Origin of the sequence: Sphingomonas sp. 2378, from assembly GCF_038084995.1 — a bacterium.
Classification (GTDB): domain Bacteria; phylum Pseudomonadota; class Alphaproteobacteria; order Sphingomonadales; family Sphingomonadaceae; genus Sphingomonas.
The window spans coordinates 1-16,259 of sequence record NZ_JAXCMJ010000017.1; the positions used below are offsets into that span (position 1 = coordinate 1).

A 16,259-nucleotide genomic window follows, 5' to 3' on the forward strand; every position below is an offset into this window, starting at 1 on the left:
ATCGTCGAAGGCCGCGCTGACAAGCCCCGGATCGTTGAGGCGCGCATCACCGACCGGCGACGGGGAGGTCGCCTGGGTCGTTGGAGGTGATGCGCGCCGGCTCATAGGCCGGGCGTGGCAGGTTCAGCGCGACGCCGTTGCGGGGGGCGCTCGCGAATTTTCCAGAAGTGCCTGCGTTATCGGTTCACCGTGTCAGGTCGACAAGAAGGAGGCGAGTTTTCGACGTCTTGCTGTCTATCGCAGGCTGGTTGATGGCGTTCCCGATTTCCCATCACAGAACGGTGGTTTTGGGAAATGGCAATCGGGAACGGATTTTGAGAATGCCCATGCCCGGGGCATACGTTGGACCACCCGGCTCAACCGGAATCCTACCTCGGGTTCGTTTGTGGGAAGCGACCGGCCAATTAATTAGCACCTAGACGGTCGAGCGCCGCTCCAACGGTTGCCACGACGTCGGCTCCCGCTCGCATTATAGGCAGTGGCGGATTACCGACCGGTAGCGATAGCCGATCGCCAATCGCGTACATAAGCCGTAGGCTGCCATGCGCCTTGAACAGCGCCCATAGCGGCGCGAAGGCTGCATCGATCGCTGCCGTCTCGTTCGCATCTCCACCCTGCGCAGCGCGGGTCAGACGCAGCGCCAAGTCGGGCAGCAGGCCGGCGACGACGCTATACCAAGCGTCACCCCCCGCCAGAAGCGATGGAGCAGCCCCCCAATCACCGCTGTAACCGATCGCGAACGTCTCCGGTGTCGTGGCGCGCAGCCGGGCCAGCTCGCCGGCATAGTCATCGTCCGCCGGCAGCGGCATCTTGATCGCAACGATGCCAGTCACCGTCGCCAGATCAGCGATCAGCGCATCGGAAAAGGTGAAGTTGGTGGTTCCGGGATTGTTGTAGATGCACAGGGGCAGCGCCGTGGCGCCGGCGACCGCCCGATAGTGCGCCGCAGCCTCGCCATCGGTCAGCGCCGCATAGGACACCGGCGCGAGCAGCAGCCCGGACGCCCCTGCGCGCTCCGCATCACGCGCAAGATCGATCGCCCAGCTCGTCCGAAGTGCGCCGATACCGACCATCAATGGCACACGACCGCCCGTCACTTCCATCGCCGCTGCAATCGCCCTGCCGCGCTGGGCGCGATCGAGATAGGCGTAGATGCCCGTGCTGCCGAGCAGCCCGATCGAGTCCACGCCCGCCGTAACCAGGCGGTCGACCAACGTGCCAAGGGCGGCAGTGTCGACAATCCCATCGGGATCGGCCGGGGTCAGCGGAAAGGCCGACAGGCCGGTGAAGAGCTTGGGCATGAGCAGGTCTTTCAGATCAGCGGACGGTCAGGAGCTTGAGGCCAGCACCGGCGAAAACCACCGCCAGCGTCCCCTCAATCCAGCGGCGAGCGCGCGCGTAACCGCGCACCATCGGCGCGGTCGAGAACAGTAGCGCGTAACCGCCGAACAGGACGACGCCGAGCGCTACGCAGCCCAGGAAGGCCGTGGCAACACGCCCCATCGAGGCGTGCGCGCCGACACCGAGCGTCATGATCGCCAGCCAGGACAGCACGGACTTTGGGTTGCCAAGGTGCATCAGCACCCCACGCCGGTAGAGCGCCTTCGCACTCGGGCGCTCGCGTGGAGCCGACACGGCAGCGTCATCGCTGCGCAGCGCCGACCGTGCCGACTTGAACGCGAGCCACAGGAGGTAGAGGCCGCCCGCGATCTTCAGGATGACAAGCGCCTGCGCATAGCGCGCCAACAGCGCCGACAGGCCGGTCGCCGCAATCAGCCCCCATACGAACGACATGGTGATGACGCCGGCCGCCAAGGCCAGGGCGGCGCGGCGCCCCTGTCCCATCGCGACCGACATGATCGCCATCGTGCTCGGGCCAGGACTGCCCGCGGCGATCACATAGGCAACATAGACCAGCAGCAGCTCTTTCATCGTTCCCCCTTCATGGCGTTGCCAGCTTCATCATGACGAGGCCGCTCAGGATCAACAATGCGGCGACGAGCCGCATCGCGTTGGCTGGCTCGCCCAAAATCACGATGCCAACCGCGAAGGCACCGACCGCGCCGATCCCGGTCCACACCATGTAGGCTGTGCCGAGCGGCAGCGTTCGCATCGACCACGACAGAAGCCCCATGCTCATGAGGACGCCCGCAGCGGTGATCGCGCTTGGCCAGAACCGGGTAAAGCCTTGCGACTGTTTCATCGCATAGGCCCACACCACCTCGAACAGACCACCGATCACCAAAATTACCCACGCCATGACAAACTCCACACTGATTGAGCTGCCGGGCCGTCCCGGTCTTGAGGCTCCAGGTGGAGGCGGGAACGTGGTCACCGCTCGGTCGTCATCTTCGACCGTATCATCGCCGGACAAGCCGGGATCAGGATTATACTGGCAGCGCGTGCAGCAGCAGCGACGCCGCCAATGTCAGCATGACGATGCCGACGAACGCATCCAGCACGCGCCACGCCGCAGGCCGCGCAAACACCGGCTTCAGGAGGCGCGCTCCGTAGCCAAGTGCTGCAAACCAGGTGAAGCTCGCGGTCGCTGCACCCGCCGCAAAGATCGGCCGGACAGCGGAGGCCTGCGTCGAGGCGGCAGTTCCCATCAGCAGCACCGTGTCCAGATAGACGTGCGGGTTGAGCAGCGTGAACGCCGCAGTTGCGGTCAGCGCTCGACCCAGCGTTACGCCGGCACTGTCACCGACCACCATCGCGTCTGGCGCTGCCATGCGTCGCAGTGCCTTGACCCCGTACCAACCGAGGAACGCCGCTCCGCCCAACGACAGGGCAAGTGTGAGTTGGGGAATGGCGGCCAGAAACGCGCCGACACCCGCGACGCCGGCGATGATGAGCAGCGCGTCGACACTCCCGCAGAACAGCACGATAGGACCGACATGTTCCTGCCGCAGCCCTTGGCGCAGCACGAAGAGGTTTTGCGCACCGATCGCCATGATGAGTGCGGCTGACAGGGCGAAGCCGGTGAAGAAGGGGGGGACGGTGTTGACCATGCCCCCCAATGACTAGCCACAGCAGTTCAGTGAAGCTTGTTTGCCTTAACGGGATGAAGCATGACTTCATGATGTTGGATTATGCTTCGATCGCGGCGGTTGCCGCCATTGTCCGGGAAGGGACATTCGAGCGCGGCGCAGCCTCGCTCGGCATCACCCCGTCTGCCATCTCGCAGCGGGTGCGTGGCCTGGAGGAAAGGCTTGGCGCGATCCTGATCGTGCGCGGTCAGCCGTGCGAACCCACCGAGCTGGGACGCACGCTTTGCGCCCATCTCGACCGTGTTCGCCTTCTTGAACATGATCTCGCGCCCTCACTCGGTCGTGGTGCGGCAGAGGCCGATGCACCGATGACGCTGCGGATCGCGGTCAATGCTGACAGTCTCTCTACCTGGTTTCCAGCCGCCATTGCGGCGTTCGATCCCGGATCGGGCATCACGCTTGAACTGACGCTCGACGACGAGACGCGGACGGCCGACCGATTGCGCGCGAACGAAGTGTTGGCGGCCGTCACCGATGATCCCGAGCCGGTGCAGGGTTGCAAGACCAGCGCGCTGGGCGCGTTGCGATATGTCGCCTGCGCAACGCCGGCGTTCGTCGACCGCTATTTCAGTGATGGGGTGAATGCCGAAGCCCTCGCCCGCGCACCACACATGAGGTTCGATCGACACGATACCATGCAGGCGCGTTGGACGCGGGAGGCGCATGGCGTCGATCTTACCAGCCCGATCCATTGGGTGCCTTCCACCCACGGTTTGCTCGATTTCATCCTCGCCGGTGTCGGATGGGGGATGAACCCGGTGCAGCTCGTTGCCGACCATCTGTCGTCCGCACGGCTTGTGGAGTTACAACCTGCCTTGCGTCTCGACGTGAAGCTCTACTGGACGGTTGCCCGTCTCCATGCTGCGACGCTGCGCCGGTTGACCACAGCTATACGAGAAGCTGCAACAAGCGATCTGCAATGAAGCGCAGCTTCATTGGCTGAAGGAAGATGAGTTTCACTTATTCCTCGTCAAGGGCCAGATAGCGAATGACCCGATACGGGCTGCACCCTGACCCGGAGTTTGCAATGTCTGCCACGATCGTCCGCCCATCAAATAGCCGTACCCAACCAGCGCTGACACGCAACGCGAGGTTGGATGGATTCTGGAAAACGATGTTGCGGACGTCGGAGGCCGCAGTCCGGCACAATTATGCAGCGCCGTGGCGCAATGACGCCGGCAAATAAGCATTCTTTTGAAAGAGCTATCCATGTTTCCGCGCCCGATTATCGACCCTGAAATTTCGACGCTCGCGCCCGACTTCCGGGCGGTCAGCCTGTTCGTCGACGCGCATGGTGTGGCTACGAAGCCGCTCGACCCGGCGGTTCTCACGGATGCGTGTCGTGTGGTTCAGGAAGGCGGGCCAACATGGGCGGAGGCGCACCTTTCAAGCTGGTCAGATGTCTATTCCGGGTTCGGGGCCAAGCCGAACCGCACTCCTTGTTCAGCGCAGGCGCTTCGCAAGCGGGTGCTGAAGGACGGTGGGCTGCCGGCGATCAATCCCGTCGTCGACATCTACAATGCCGTATCGCTTCGCTTCGCCGTGCCGGTGGGCGGCGAAAACATCGACGCCTATGTTGGCCCTCCTCGCCTCACGGTCGCGGATGGCACCGAGCAGTTTGACACGATTGCCAACGGGACGCCTGCGATCGAGCATCCTGCCCCCGGCGAGGTTATCTGGCGCGACGACGTTGGCGTGACGTGCCGACGCTGGAACTGGCGACAGGGCACCCGCACCCGTCTTGATAGCTTTACCGGGCGGATGTGGTTCGTTCTCGAAAGCCTCGATACTATGCCGATCGACGCGCTGAATGAAGCCGCGACTGCTCTTGAGGCAGGGCTGCGGACGCTGATCCCCGGCTGCACGATTACGCTCGAAACTATGGCGACCGCCTAACCATTCCCGAAACACCATCCAGACCGTGCGGAAACCCGGTGGCACGGTGCCGACCTGACGTTTTTTCGGCAAGGTGGGTCGGGGGAGACGCTTGATTAGTTTTTTGGGCTGTGCGGGCGGCATATCGGCGCGATGGGGAGCATATCCGGTTGTATCGACGCCCTTGGCGGCGCGGATCAGGCCGTCACCGCCTGGATCAGCCCCGGGGTACCGACGAGCGTGATGGCCCGCCTCAGATTGTAGGCAAGCGCGGTCAGGCTGAACTCGCCGCGGACCTTCTCCAGCCCGCGCATGAGAAATGCGCCCTGGTTCATCCATTGCTTGATCGAGCCGAACGGATGCTCGACCGTTTCCCGGCGGACGTCGAGGATGCCGGGCCGGGCGGCGAGCCGCCTAGCCATGCGCTCGAGCACCGCCTCGTTCTCCCAGCGGTTGATGCGGCGCCAGCGGCCCCCGGTACAGCGCGCCCTGATGGTGCAGGCGGCACAGGCGGCGGGACTGGAATACTGGATCGACACATGGCCGTTGGTGACCGAGCGGTAGCGGGTGTCGAGAAGCTGGCCGCCGGGACAGCGGTAGGCGTCGGCTTCCGGGTCGTAAGCAAAACGCTCCTTGGGAAAGCGGCCGTTGGCGACCGCGCTGCCCCGCTCGGGCCTAGCGACATACGGGGTGATGCCATTCGCCTCGCACGCCTCGATGTCCTCACCCTTGTAATAGCCCATGTCCGCCACGGCATCGATGCGCTCGACGCCGAGCGCCTCCCTGGCCGCGCCGGCGGTCACTGCCAGCAGACCCATGTCGGTCGCGGCATTGGTGACGTGCTGTTCGACGATCAGCTTGTGCTTCGCATCGACCGCCACCTGCGCGTTGTAGCCGACAACGGTTTTCTGGCCCGAGACCATCGCGCGCGCATCGGGATCGGTCAGCGAGATCTGGCTCTCGCCGCTGGCGTTCAACTGTTCCAGCATCGCCGCCTGCACCTGCCGCCGCTTACGCACGTGAGCGATCTTCGCGGCCAGTGCCTTGCGGCGATCGGGCCCTTGGCCATCCTCGCCGCGGTCGATGGCATCCAGCTCCGCCAGGTATCCCGCGATCCGCTCGTCGGCCGCCGCCATGTATCTGGTCAGCTTGTCGCGCGAGAAATTGCGTCCCGGATTGTTCACTGCCTTCAGTCGGGTGCCGTCCACCGCCAGCAACTCGCGTCCGAACAGGTCGAACCTGCGGCACAGGACGACGAAGGCGCGGAACACCGCCTTGAACGCCCCCCGATTGTCGCGACGGAAATCGGCGATGGTCTTGTAGTCGGGCCGAAGTCCGCGCAGCAGCCAGATCAGTTCCAGGTTGCGCGTCGCCTCCGCCTCCAGACGCCGGCTCGACCGCACCCGGTTGAGGTAGCCATACAGGTAGAGCTTGAGCATGTCGGCCGGGTTATATCCCGGACGCCCCGTCGCTTTCGGCCGGGACCGACGGAAGCCGGCCTCACCCAGATCAAGCTCGTCGACAAACGCATCGACGGGCTGTCCGCCGCCACATAATCCTCGACCGATGCCGGCAACAGCAGCCCCAAGTCGCGCGCATGACCCTCGATATACGCCATGGACACAGCATACGCCGGTCACCGACCCGATGGAATCAACCGCCGAGTTTTCGCACGGTCTGCCATCTCAAGCGGGAAAGACGGTCAGCATCGGGCAACCATTTTCAAGGGGATCGAGGTTGCTCGGTCAAAGCATCTCCCATCCGCTTTGCCGACCTGCCGTTCGCCGCGTTCTAACCCGTTTCGCGACGGTCATACCGCTGTTCCTGGCGCGGGGCGCATCGACTGACAGGAATTGCGCCTTGATCGCGTCGCGCGTCACCGACAGGGCGACGAGGCCCACCGCGAGATGGTCGCACCACAGGACGTCGTCGTTCTCACGGGCAAAGGCCGCTCCGAGCGCGGTATCGTCGAGATGCAGGAGATGGCCCATTGACGGGCCGGTCAGCGTCGACGCCGACACTTCAACCGCGATCCGCCGGTCGCCGCGGTGCAGCTCGTTGATCCAGGCCATGTGACTGTCGCCCGACAGCACGACGACATCGGCCCTGGCGCGCTCGAACAGGTCGTACACCCGGTCGCGTTCGGCGGGATAGCCGTCCCACGAGTCAAGGTTGAACAGCGGCAAGCCCAGTCCGGTCTGCTCGAACACTGCGGAAAAGCCCGGACGTCGGGCATCGAGCGCAGCGCGTGCGTCGGGCGAGAGCATCGCGTTCAGATCGGGATAGACGTAACGTGCCATGATTGTCGGGCTGCCGAACAGCAGCCACGGCCGCCCCGCCGCGTCGTTTTCTTCGATGCTGAAGCCAAGCCATTCCATCTGCGCTTGCCCAACCATCCTCCGGTCGGGATCGGCCAGTAGATGCCGGAATGCAGCGATGTCGGACGGGGTGCGGCCGTGCAGGTCGCCGGTCAGCGTCAACGGGCGATCGCGCGCCTCCAGTCGGGTTTCCGGTAGCACCAGCGTCGCCAGGTCGCCGAACGCATAGGCGCGGTTGATGGCATGGCGATCCGGCCCTTGCGGATCGCGGATCGGCATCCATTCGAGATAGGCGCGCACCGCCGCCGCCTTCCGCGCCTCCCACGGCCCCTGGCGAGCGGGATCATGGTGCTGCGCGCCGCCGGTCCAGTCGTCATTGGCGATCTCGTGGTCATCCCACATGCAGATCCACGGCGCCCGCGCATGGGCGGCCTGGAGCGCTGGATCACGGCGCCACTGGGCATAGCGGGTTCGATAGTCGGCGAGCGTCACCGCATCACCGGACGGTTCGGCCGGACGTATGTCGGGGGCGAGGCGGATACCGCCGGTGCCATATTCGTAGATGTAATCGCCGACGAACAGCACCAGATCGAGCGTCGGCCGCTCGGCGATCGCGCGATAGGCGTGGAATTCGCCCTGGGTGTACATCGCGCAGCACGCCAGCACGATATCGAGCCGGTCGAGCGATCCGGTAGGGAGCGTCCGCGTCCGTCCGACCGGTGAGGCGACACCATCGGCGGTGAAGCGATACCAGTAATCGGTGCCGGGGTTCAGCCCGGTAACATCGACCTTGACGGTGTGATCGGTCGCGTCGGTCGCGCGGAACGCGCCCTGTGCGACGATGCTGCCGAACGCCGCGTCGGTCGCGACCTGCCACGCACCGTCAACCGGGCGGCCACCGGTACGCCGCGCCCGCGTCCACAGAAGCATCCGGTCCGCACCGGGATCGCCGCTCGCCACGCCATAGGCGAACGGCGTCGTCCGTGGCGTGGTACCGCGCGCGGTCGCGGCGAGTGTGGTGCCGGCAATGCCGCCTGCCAGCACCGTGCGTCGATCGATGCCCGACATCAGAACCGCGCGCCCAGTGACAGGCCGTAGGTTCGCGGCGCGCCCCGGAACACGTTGAACACGGTCCGTGACGCCGCGGCCGCACCATTTTCGTACAGTGTGTCGGAGAAGTTGCGGACATAGCCCGCGATCGACCAGCGCCGGTCGACGTTCAATTCGATCCGGGCATCGCCGATGAAATAATCGCCGATCGCATGGTAGTTATCCAGCTCGGTGAAATACTTGCTGACGAAGCGGCCGGTGACGAGCGGGGTCAGCGTCAGCCGTTCGCCAAGCGGGATCTCGTAGCGGACCGAGCCGTTCAGCGTCATTGCCGGGGCGTTGGGCAGCGGGTTTCCCAGGCGGCGTGCCGCCTCCGCCGCGTTCGCGGACCGGATTTCCGTCACCTTGCTGTGCAGCAACGCTGCGCCGAGACGGAGCTCGAGCCCCGTCACCGGACGCGCCGTCATCGACAATTCACCGCCATATACCGTGGCCTTGCCTACATTCGTGCGGATGTTGGTGAAGACGCCCGGCGTAGGCTCCAGGGTCGAATTGGCCTGAAGGTCGGTATAGTCGTAATAATAGCCAGATGCCTCGATCTGCATCGGCCCGCCGCGAGGCAGGAATTTGACGCCCCCCTCATAGGCCCAGACATTCTCGGACCGGAACGGCAGGGCCTCGGGTGCCGAAAAGATCGTCGATCCATCGAAGCCACCTGCCTTGAAACCGCGCCCCAACGAGGCATAGACCTCGGCATTGTGGCTGAGCGAATAGCTGAGCGAGCTTTTGCCCGACAGGCGTCCGTCCTCGAACCGGTTGTCGAAGGCGACGGGAATACCCGGCAGCGCTGCTCCGGCCACGGACGTTCCATAGGGGTTGGCATCCACGGTGGCACCGAGGAAGCGGCTGTTCTCGCGCGTGTACCGCAAACCGATCCCCAGTTTGAGCGCATCGTTCAGATGATAGGTGCCATCGCCGAACACTGCCCAACTGCTGCGTTTCTGACGATAGGCCGCGTCGAACACGGTGCGAAACACGTCCGAACTATCAAGCGTACTGTCGAGGGTGGTATCGTCGCGGAAATAGGCCCCGCCAACGACCCAGTCGAACGTGGTCCCGACGCGGTTCTGCAACCGCGCCTCGACCGATCCCTGTTCCAGACGGTCGCGATAGGCAATGTCGAACTGCCGGATCGGCTGTCCGTCGTTCCAGGTGTAGCGCTGCTTCAAATGTTCGTAGCCGCCGACTACGGTCATCTCCACCGTGTCGCCCACATCCTGCGTCAGCGTCAGCGACCCGCCGTAATTCTGCTTGGAAAGCCGCGGGACGACGTTGGCGTCGAAGGTATAGGGTGCATTGGCGGCATAGGTCCCGGTCGCCAGCGTCCGCTCGGCTTGCGCCTGACCGCCCGTTTCGTCGAAGCCGTGCAGGTTCAGCAGCAACTCCGTGCCAGTACCGGCTTGCACCGATACCAGCGCGCGTCCGGCGTAGAAGGTCGATCCCGCTGCCTGGTCGTCGCGCGCCGGGTTGCCGTTGGCCGGGATCGCAGGATTGGGCGTGCTGCCGCCGAACCGGCCTGACCCGACATTGGTCAGGAAACCGTCGGTCCGGTCGTAGACGCCCGAAACGCGAACCGCGACGGCATCGTTGACCGGTACGTTGACTGCGCCTTCTGCGCGGACGCTACCGAAACGCGCATAGTCAAGCATCGCATAGCCTTCGGACGTGGTCCCGGGCTTCTGCGAGATCACGTTGACCGCGCCGGCGGTGGTGTTGCGGCCATAAAGTGTTCCCTGCGGCCCCTTCAGGATCTCGACCCGTGCCACGTCGAACATCTGGCCACCGATCAGCGCTGACGATCCCTGATAGACGCCGTCGAAATGCACGGCGGCCGAGGGACTGCCATTGGGGCGGAAATCATCATAGCCGATGCCACGAATGGTAAAGGTCTGGATGGTCCGGCCACCGACCAACTGGTTCGAGGCGATGACGCCGGGTGTCTGCTGGGTCAGTTGCAGGAAGTTCGTGGTGCCGGTTTCACGCAACCGGTCGCCGCTGATCGCAAGTACCGCCGAGGGGACCTGAAGCAGCGTCTGCGTGCGCTTCTGCGCCGTTACGACGATCTCCGCATCATCCCCGGTCGGGACGTCGGCGCTCGCGGCCGGCGGTGTCGACTGGGCGAAAGCCGGACTGGCCAGAAGCGCCGCGGCCAGCGCACCGCACGCGACGGTCGAATGCCGGAACCGGCGGGAGGAGAGTATCTGCATGATCGAAGCGCCCCTTTTACCGCACGCGAGAGCTGGCGATCGCAACCGCGGGCGTTCAGCGCGCGGTTGCGATTGATAGCCTCGGACGTAACGGTTGTTTTGTTGTTGGCAGTGGCACTACCGACGATCCGCAACAGTTTTATGACGGCGATTCGATTGATGATCGCTCATTGGCGGGCAGCAGCAGTTCTATCCATCCAAACAGCGTAACGCCCGTTCGATGTACCCTACAGGCTTGCCGTGAGGATATCGATGACATCCGTCAGGCGCTGGCGGGCAGCCGCCTCGCCGATCACCGGGGCTTCGCTCAATGCAAAGCCTTTGATCCAGATAGCGAACGCCGCCGCCTGCGCCCGTGTCAGTTCGAATGAGGCGGGCCATTCCGTCCGGCTCGCATGGTGGATGCCGGCGCCTTCCAGTATCCGCAGATGCCGCACCAGCGGCACGAACGCCGGGTTGTTTCGCGCGAGCAAGCAGGTCTGCCCGACGATGCGGGCATAGCCGACATAGAAGGCGTCGGCGTTGCCGATCCCCAGCATCCGCAGCAAGCCGGTGGACCATTTTGCAGGGTCCTGACGCTCACCGACGACCGCCGCCTCGTAATCGAGCGTCGATGGTAGCTTCTGCAACAGCGCCGCCCAAATGGCCTGTTCGGCAAAGCGTTCGGTATTGCCGAAATGATAGACAATCATTGATGACGAGGCTCCGGCGATCGCCGTCAGCCGGCGATGGTTTAATGCGCCGACGCCGTACAACGATATCTGTCGCGCGGCGCTCTCGACAAGTTGCGCTGCCATCCCCTCGCCGATGGAGATGCGCGGTGCCGCCGGCGGTGCCGACAACGACAGCCGGTGCGCGACACTGTCTGGCGTCCGACCGCGGTGTCCCACCACCTGTCGGATCGTCTCGCGCATCAGGAGATCGTAAGAGGGTTCACGATGCAGGACCGACGCAAAGATGGATTCCATCGACACGAGATCGGTGATGCACGCGGCAAGATCAGTGCGCGCGCCCAGCGGTACTAACACTCGCTGCCAGAAATCGACCTGCATCGCATGGTGCCGCAGACGGCTTGCGCCAGCACCCGGCCACCTGTCGGTATGGAAGGTCAGTTCCCACCAGAAGCGGATTACGGGGTCCGCGCTGGCCGCGCGCGCCGCGACATAGTGTGACACGACATCGGCGGTGATCGACGCATCGCTACAGATGCCGTCGAAGTCTTCAAACATGACGGTGTGGAATGCCGTATCGCGCCCGAGCGCTACCTCGGCTGCGGCGGCGAGCAACCCGTCCTTGCCGCCGAAATGATGGAAGACCACCCCCGTGCTTCGCCCGATCGCCGCGCTTACCGTGCGCAGCGAAAAGGCGGCAAGTCCGTTCTCGGCAACCAGTGCAATGGTTGCATCGATCAACAGCTCGCGCGGATCATCCAGTTGCCTCGCCATCGGAGCGCTTATGCCCGGCCTGTTATGTGCGCCTGTTTCGCCGACGGGAGGTCGTCCGCAAAAGGCTGGCGTGTCCGGTGGATTTCGATGGGGGAAGGGCTCACCGGACCTGCATACAGCCCTCTCAGACCCAAGTCAGCAGATGCGCACGGTTCGTTGGGCACCTACGATCCCGTTCCCGCTGTCGGCGACATGCCTGTCAGGTGCGTAAATAAAAATCTGCTCCGGCAGCAGTCCCAAGCCCTGCCGACCAAGCCCCGCTTGGTGATCGACCCATGCTGATATCTTATCCGCCGACATTGTTGAAGGATGCGTGAGCTTTCCCAAAACGCTTGCCGATATGATTTCAAGAATGCCTTTTAGTTCTCTTTTTTCGATCCCATATGACATAGCCCTAGACGTCTCGGCCGTCGCTCATTTGCTAGAACGAAGGAGGAAGGCCACGCCTATGCCACCGAATGATCCGGCCACTACGCACCGCGCGAGGGATCGATGACCGTCCCGTTTCAGTCACACCGAACCGGTGTCGACGCGCTTGCCCAGGCCTTCGCGGTCTCGGCGGCGAACGCCGCATAGCGCCTAGGCGGGCGACCTAGCAGTCTCGACATGGTCGCACGGTCTTCCGCACTGGCGCGGGCGCCGTGACGCTGGAAGGCGCGCAGCATTAGGCCCAGATCATAGGCGAACCCGGCCGGGACGAACGGCTTGAGCCGGTCCTGGAACGCGTCCAGATCATCACCGGCATAGGCGATATCGCGGGCCAGGGCGTCGCTCCAGATTTGCGTGATCGACTCCGGCGTCAGATCGTCCGGGCCGACAACATTAAGGCATTCCCGCGCCAGCTGGGTCGGGGCCGCGTGGCGCCGCAGGAGCTGCATGGCCGCGATTTCGGCAAGGTCGCGCGTATCGACGGCGGCCATGCCAACATGCCCCAGCGGCATGCCGTAGACCCCATGATCCAAGAGCGGCGATTTCTGCTCTAGGTCGTTCTGCATGAAATAGGCGGAGCGCAGGATCGTCGCGGGCAGATCGCATTGTTCGATCATCCGTTCCGCTGCGACCTTGCAAGCAAAATGCGGAACGTCGGCATGACGATCGCATTCGAAGACGGAAAGATAGACGATCCCGCGCACGCCCGCATCCCGTGCCAGGGCAAGCGTCGTAAGTGTCTGATCCAACTCATCCGGCACATTGGGCGCCAGCAGCAAAAGCGTTTCGATCCCCTGAAGCGCGTCGCGCATGACCTCGATATCGGACAGGTCGCCCCGGACCGGCGTCACACCGGCGGGCAAGCGGGCCTTGTCGGGCGAGCGTGTCAGAGCCTTCGCCGCAACATCGTGCGACGCCAGGATGCGGGCAATTTCCATGCCCGTATGGCCGGTGCTTCCGGTCAACAATATTGCCATGACGTACTGCTCTTTCTCCGACCGTGTCGGTGTTCGGCCCGAGGGCCGGGAAAATAGTTGCGGAAAAGCGGTGTGCGGGCCGGGCGACGTCAGGCGGGTCGGCTAAGCGGAACGCGCCGGGCCCCGCGCCATCGACGAGAACACCCCGTCGCGGTAAATCCAGCCGTGCAGCAAAGCCGCCGACAGATGCGCGATCACCACCGCGAACAGCAACCACGCCAGAATGCTATGCGCATCGCGCAACAGGGCATAAACCGTCGGGTCGGTCGGGGCGATCGGCGGCAAATTCCATCCCTGGATCATCCTGACGGGCCAGCCCCCGGCCGATCGCATCCCCCAGCCGATCAGCGGGAGCAGGACCATCAGGCCGTAGAGCATCCAGTGGCTGGCGGTCGCCGCCAGCGCCTGGAGCCGGGGTGTCTCGGGCGGTAGCGCCGGGGCGCCGTGACGCAACCGGTTGGCCAGCCGGACGACGACCAGCAGCAGGATGGCGAGCCCGAGCGGCTGGTGCAGGTCGAGCAGCACCGGACGCCAGGTCAGCGACGTCGTCATGCCGACACCCATAAAGAGCATGGCGAAGATTGCCGCCGCCATCCCCCAGTGCAGCACCCGCGCCAGGACGTTGAAATGCCCTCGGTCCGCCTCGACGCATTGCGCTTGGTCTTCATCCCGTGCGGCATCGGACACGCTGTCGTTCATCGACCGGCTCCCCTGCCGACCGCATCCGTGGCACGACCATAGCCGATCTCGCGGAGGCGGGCATTGTAGGAATGCGCGTAGATCCCGCCACGCGTGGCCAGCACCGGATCGTTCGTGAGCGCGATGCCCTTCGGCACGAGGGTCGGATCGAAATTGATATCCCGGCATAGGCCCTTGGCCTGGTCGACCACGCGCGTGACCTCCAACGTGCCGCCGACGATCTGCCGGCGTGTCGCGGGCCAGGGCTGCGACGGATCGTCGACCGGGTCACCCGGCTCCGCCAGTTGCAGCACGAGGTCCCAGCGCAGCGGCCCGTGTGTCAGGCGCTCGGCGATATCCTTGAACAGGTGATCGGGATCGGCCTTGGCGCGTTCCTCGACGCTCCAGCCGGTAAATGGGGCATGGGGACGCCACCTCCATCGCACCGGCTGGCGCCGCCCGTCGGGGCCGATGAAGAAATAGGCGTGGATGGCATGATATTGCGCGCCCGCGAAGCTGCTCGGCCACGGCGCCTTGGCCTTCGCTTCGATGACGCGGCGGGCTTCGGGATAATCTCGGTAGAACGCCGCGACCTTCGTCGGATCGGGCTGGCCGGTCGCCGGATCGGGCGCAAAGGCGGCAATTCGGGCGAGGAAGCCTTTCGCATCATGGGTCGCGAAGAGCGGCTCGTTGTTCATTTTCATGCGCCATTGTTCACCGTCATCGGCGGTGATCAGCATGGCCATGCTGACGGTGCGCGTCGAATTGTCCGGCGCATAGGGATCCGCCGTCCCGATCGAGAAACGGCCGATGGCCCGTGCCTGCGCTTGTGAAAACACCCGCGATGTCGAAATTGACGCAGCGGCACCGCTCGCATGGAAGACTCCATCGAAACAGATGCCCTTGCCATGCGCGCGACGATAGCCCGCCGGGAAGGGTTTGGGCGTATCGGCCAGGAAAGTCGCGGTGGTGATCCGGTTGCCGACCAGTCCGGCGCTCCAGGCAAAGGCCGCGACCAGCGATCCGGCGATCGCCGCGATGCTCGCCAGCGGAAGCCAAGCGCGTTTCAACGAATGGCGGTCAGCCATATACGACTCCTGATACCGGTCGGACAGCCGATCCGGGTGGCACATTCAGAGGCAAGCCGATCATCCCGGCGGGGGCTGGCCTGCCTCTGGCATGCGCGTTCTAGCCGTGAAAATTCGGAAGGATTAGATGGACAATCCCGAATAAGCTGTTGAATGATATCGAACAATGAGCCGAAATCTCCAGGAAATCGCCGCGTTCGTGGCCGTCGCCGACAGGCTCAGCTTTCAGCGGGCCGCTCTCGATCGCGGGGTGACACGGTCCACGCTCAGCCACGCGGTACGGACGCTGGAGGAACGGCTGGGGGTTCGGCTGCTCAACAGGACGACGCGGAGCGTCTCGCTGACCGAGGCTGGCCGCCTCTTACATTCCCGTGCCAAGCAGGCCCTGGGCGAACTCGACCAGGCCGTCGATGCCGTCGATGATTTCCGGGGCGAGCCGCACGGATCGCTTCGTCTCACCGTCCCCCGTTCGGTCAGCGTCAGCATCATCGGCGCGGTCACCGCGCTGGCCTCGACCTATCCCCGCTTGTCGGTGGAAATCGATTCCAATGACCGAATGGTGGACATCGTCGCCGAGGGGTTCGACGCCGGTATCCGGTTCGGCATCGCCATGCAGCAGGACATGATCGCGGTGCGCCTGAACCAGGCCTTCCACTTCGCAGTTCTTGCCTCGCCCGCCTATCTGGCCGGGCGGGACCTGCCGATGAGCCCGGACGACCTCGTCCACCACCGCTGTATCCTGTACCGGCTACCGAGCGGCGTTCTGACACCCTGGATGTTCGAGCGTAACGGCCAGATCAGCAAGACGAACGTCACGGGGTCGCTGATCCTCAACGATCAATCGCTCATGATCGAAGCCGCCCTGCAAGGTGCCGGCCTTGCCTTCGTTTTCGAAGAGGGCGCGCGGGCGCATATCGACAGCGGACGGCTGATCCGATGCCTGCCCGATTATCGCGCACAGTTCAGCGAGCTGTTCCTTTACTATTCCGGGCGTCGGCATGTGTCCGCCGCGCTCAGGTCCCTTATCGACCACTTGAAGAACCCGAAGTAGGACGCGGAGGGAAGGGGACGCTCGCACGCAT

Annotated in this window: 16 protein-coding genes; 4 read left to right on the plus strand and 12 right to left on the minus strand. The window is 64.4% G+C overall.

What is annotated here, in order from left to right:
• The coding region (locus SM191_RS10170) for a hypothetical protein (RefSeq protein WP_341506103.1) at nucleotides 1-412 on the plus strand (412 nt) is incomplete at its 5' end.
• Here the strand turns inward: SM191_RS10170 and SM191_RS10175 are convergent.
• From SM191_RS10175 to SM191_RS10190, 4 genes are all read right to left on the minus strand, one after another.
• Complete coding sequence (locus tag SM191_RS10175) at nucleotides 405-1,301, minus strand: dihydrodipicolinate synthase family protein (protein WP_341506104.1); 897 nt, start codon at nucleotides 1,299-1,301, stop codon at nucleotides 405-407. The genes SM191_RS10170 and SM191_RS10175 overlap by 8 nt on opposite strands.
• Before the next feature lie 16 nt (nucleotides 1,302-1,317).
• Complete coding sequence (locus SM191_RS10180; RefSeq protein ID WP_341506105.1) at nucleotides 1,318-1,932, minus strand: LysE family translocator; 615 nt, start codon at nucleotides 1,930-1,932, stop codon at nucleotides 1,318-1,320.
• A 10-nt stretch (nucleotides 1,933-1,942) separates the two neighbouring features.
• Nucleotides 1,943-2,260, minus strand: a complete 318-nt coding sequence (locus SM191_RS10185; RefSeq protein WP_341506106.1) for a DMT family transporter — start codon at nucleotides 2,258-2,260, stop codon at nucleotides 1,943-1,945.
• Nucleotides 2,261-2,387: 127 nt separating this feature from the next.
• Complete coding sequence (locus SM191_RS10190; RefSeq protein WP_341506107.1) at nucleotides 2,388-3,011, minus strand: LysE/ArgO family amino acid transporter; 624 nt, start codon at nucleotides 3,009-3,011, stop codon at nucleotides 2,388-2,390.
• A 68-nt stretch (nucleotides 3,012-3,079) separates the two neighbouring features.
• Here SM191_RS10190 and SM191_RS10195 point away from each other — a divergent pair, with 68 nt between their 5' ends.
• Together SM191_RS10195 and SM191_RS10200 are read left to right on the plus strand one after the other, a co-directional pair.
• Nucleotides 3,080-3,973, plus strand: coding sequence for a LysR family transcriptional regulator ArgP (locus SM191_RS10195; RefSeq protein WP_341506108.1), 894 nt, complete (start codon nucleotides 3,080-3,082; stop codon nucleotides 3,971-3,973).
• A 286-nt stretch (nucleotides 3,974-4,259) separates the two neighbouring features.
• Nucleotides 4,260-4,946, plus strand: a complete 687-nt coding sequence (locus SM191_RS10200; RefSeq protein WP_341506109.1) for a B3/B4 domain-containing protein — start codon at nucleotides 4,260-4,262, stop codon at nucleotides 4,944-4,946.
• A gap of 176 nt (nucleotides 4,947-5,122) precedes the next feature.
• On the opposite strand, the gene SM191_RS10205 is transcribed toward SM191_RS10200, so the two are convergent.
• From SM191_RS10205 to SM191_RS10240, 8 genes are all read right to left on the minus strand, one after another.
• Nucleotides 5,123-6,565 (minus strand): IS1182 family transposase, encoded by a 1,443-nt coding sequence (locus tag SM191_RS10205; RefSeq protein WP_341506110.1) that lies wholly within the window; start codon nucleotides 6,563-6,565, stop codon nucleotides 5,123-5,125.
• Nucleotides 6,566-6,670: 105 nt separating this feature from the next.
• A complete protein-coding gene (locus SM191_RS10210; protein WP_341506111.1) occupies nucleotides 6,671-8,311 on the minus strand; it encodes an alkaline phosphatase D family protein in 1,641 nt (546 codons plus the stop codon).
• On the minus strand, nucleotides 8,311-10,560 hold the full coding sequence (locus SM191_RS10215) for a TonB-dependent receptor (RefSeq protein WP_341506112.1): 2,250 nt from the start codon (nucleotides 10,558-10,560) through the stop codon (nucleotides 8,311-8,313). Before SM191_RS10215 ends, SM191_RS10210 begins: the two co-directional genes overlap by 1 nt.
• A gap of 227 nt (nucleotides 10,561-10,787) precedes the next feature.
• Nucleotides 10,788-12,005 carry a TetR/AcrR family transcriptional regulator gene (locus tag SM191_RS10220; RefSeq protein ID WP_341506113.1) on the minus strand — a complete coding sequence of 406 codons (1,218 nt, stop codon included), beginning with the start codon at nucleotides 12,003-12,005 and terminating at the stop codon, nucleotides 10,788-10,790.
• A gap of 135 nt (nucleotides 12,006-12,140) precedes the next feature.
• Nucleotides 12,141-12,395 carry a hypothetical protein gene (locus SM191_RS10225; protein ID WP_341506114.1) on the minus strand — a complete coding sequence of 85 codons (255 nt, stop codon included), beginning with the start codon at nucleotides 12,393-12,395 and terminating at the stop codon, nucleotides 12,141-12,143.
• A 116-nt stretch (nucleotides 12,396-12,511) separates the two neighbouring features.
• Entirely contained in the window at nucleotides 12,512-13,399 is an 888-nt protein-coding gene (locus SM191_RS10230) for an SDR family oxidoreductase (protein WP_341506115.1), read from the minus strand.
• Nucleotides 13,400-13,513: 114 nt separating this feature from the next.
• The gene (locus tag SM191_RS10235; protein ID WP_306996646.1) at nucleotides 13,514-14,110 is read right to left on the minus strand and encodes a cytochrome b; all 597 of its coding nucleotides are present in this window, start codon (nucleotides 14,108-14,110) and stop codon (nucleotides 13,514-13,516) included.
• Nucleotides 14,107-15,177, minus strand: coding sequence for a catalase family peroxidase (locus SM191_RS10240; protein ID WP_306996648.1), 1,071 nt, complete (start codon nucleotides 15,175-15,177; stop codon nucleotides 14,107-14,109). The genes SM191_RS10235 and SM191_RS10240 overlap by 4 nt, the downstream gene beginning before the upstream one ends.
• A gap of 166 nt (nucleotides 15,178-15,343) precedes the next feature.
• Here SM191_RS10240 and SM191_RS10245 point away from each other — a divergent pair, with 166 nt between their 5' ends.
• Nucleotides 15,344-16,228: a LysR family transcriptional regulator gene (locus SM191_RS10245; RefSeq protein WP_320451407.1), complete on the plus strand. Its 885-nt coding sequence runs from the start codon at nucleotides 15,344-15,346 to the stop codon at nucleotides 16,226-16,228.
• Nucleotides 16,229-16,259 lie beyond the last annotated feature (31 nt).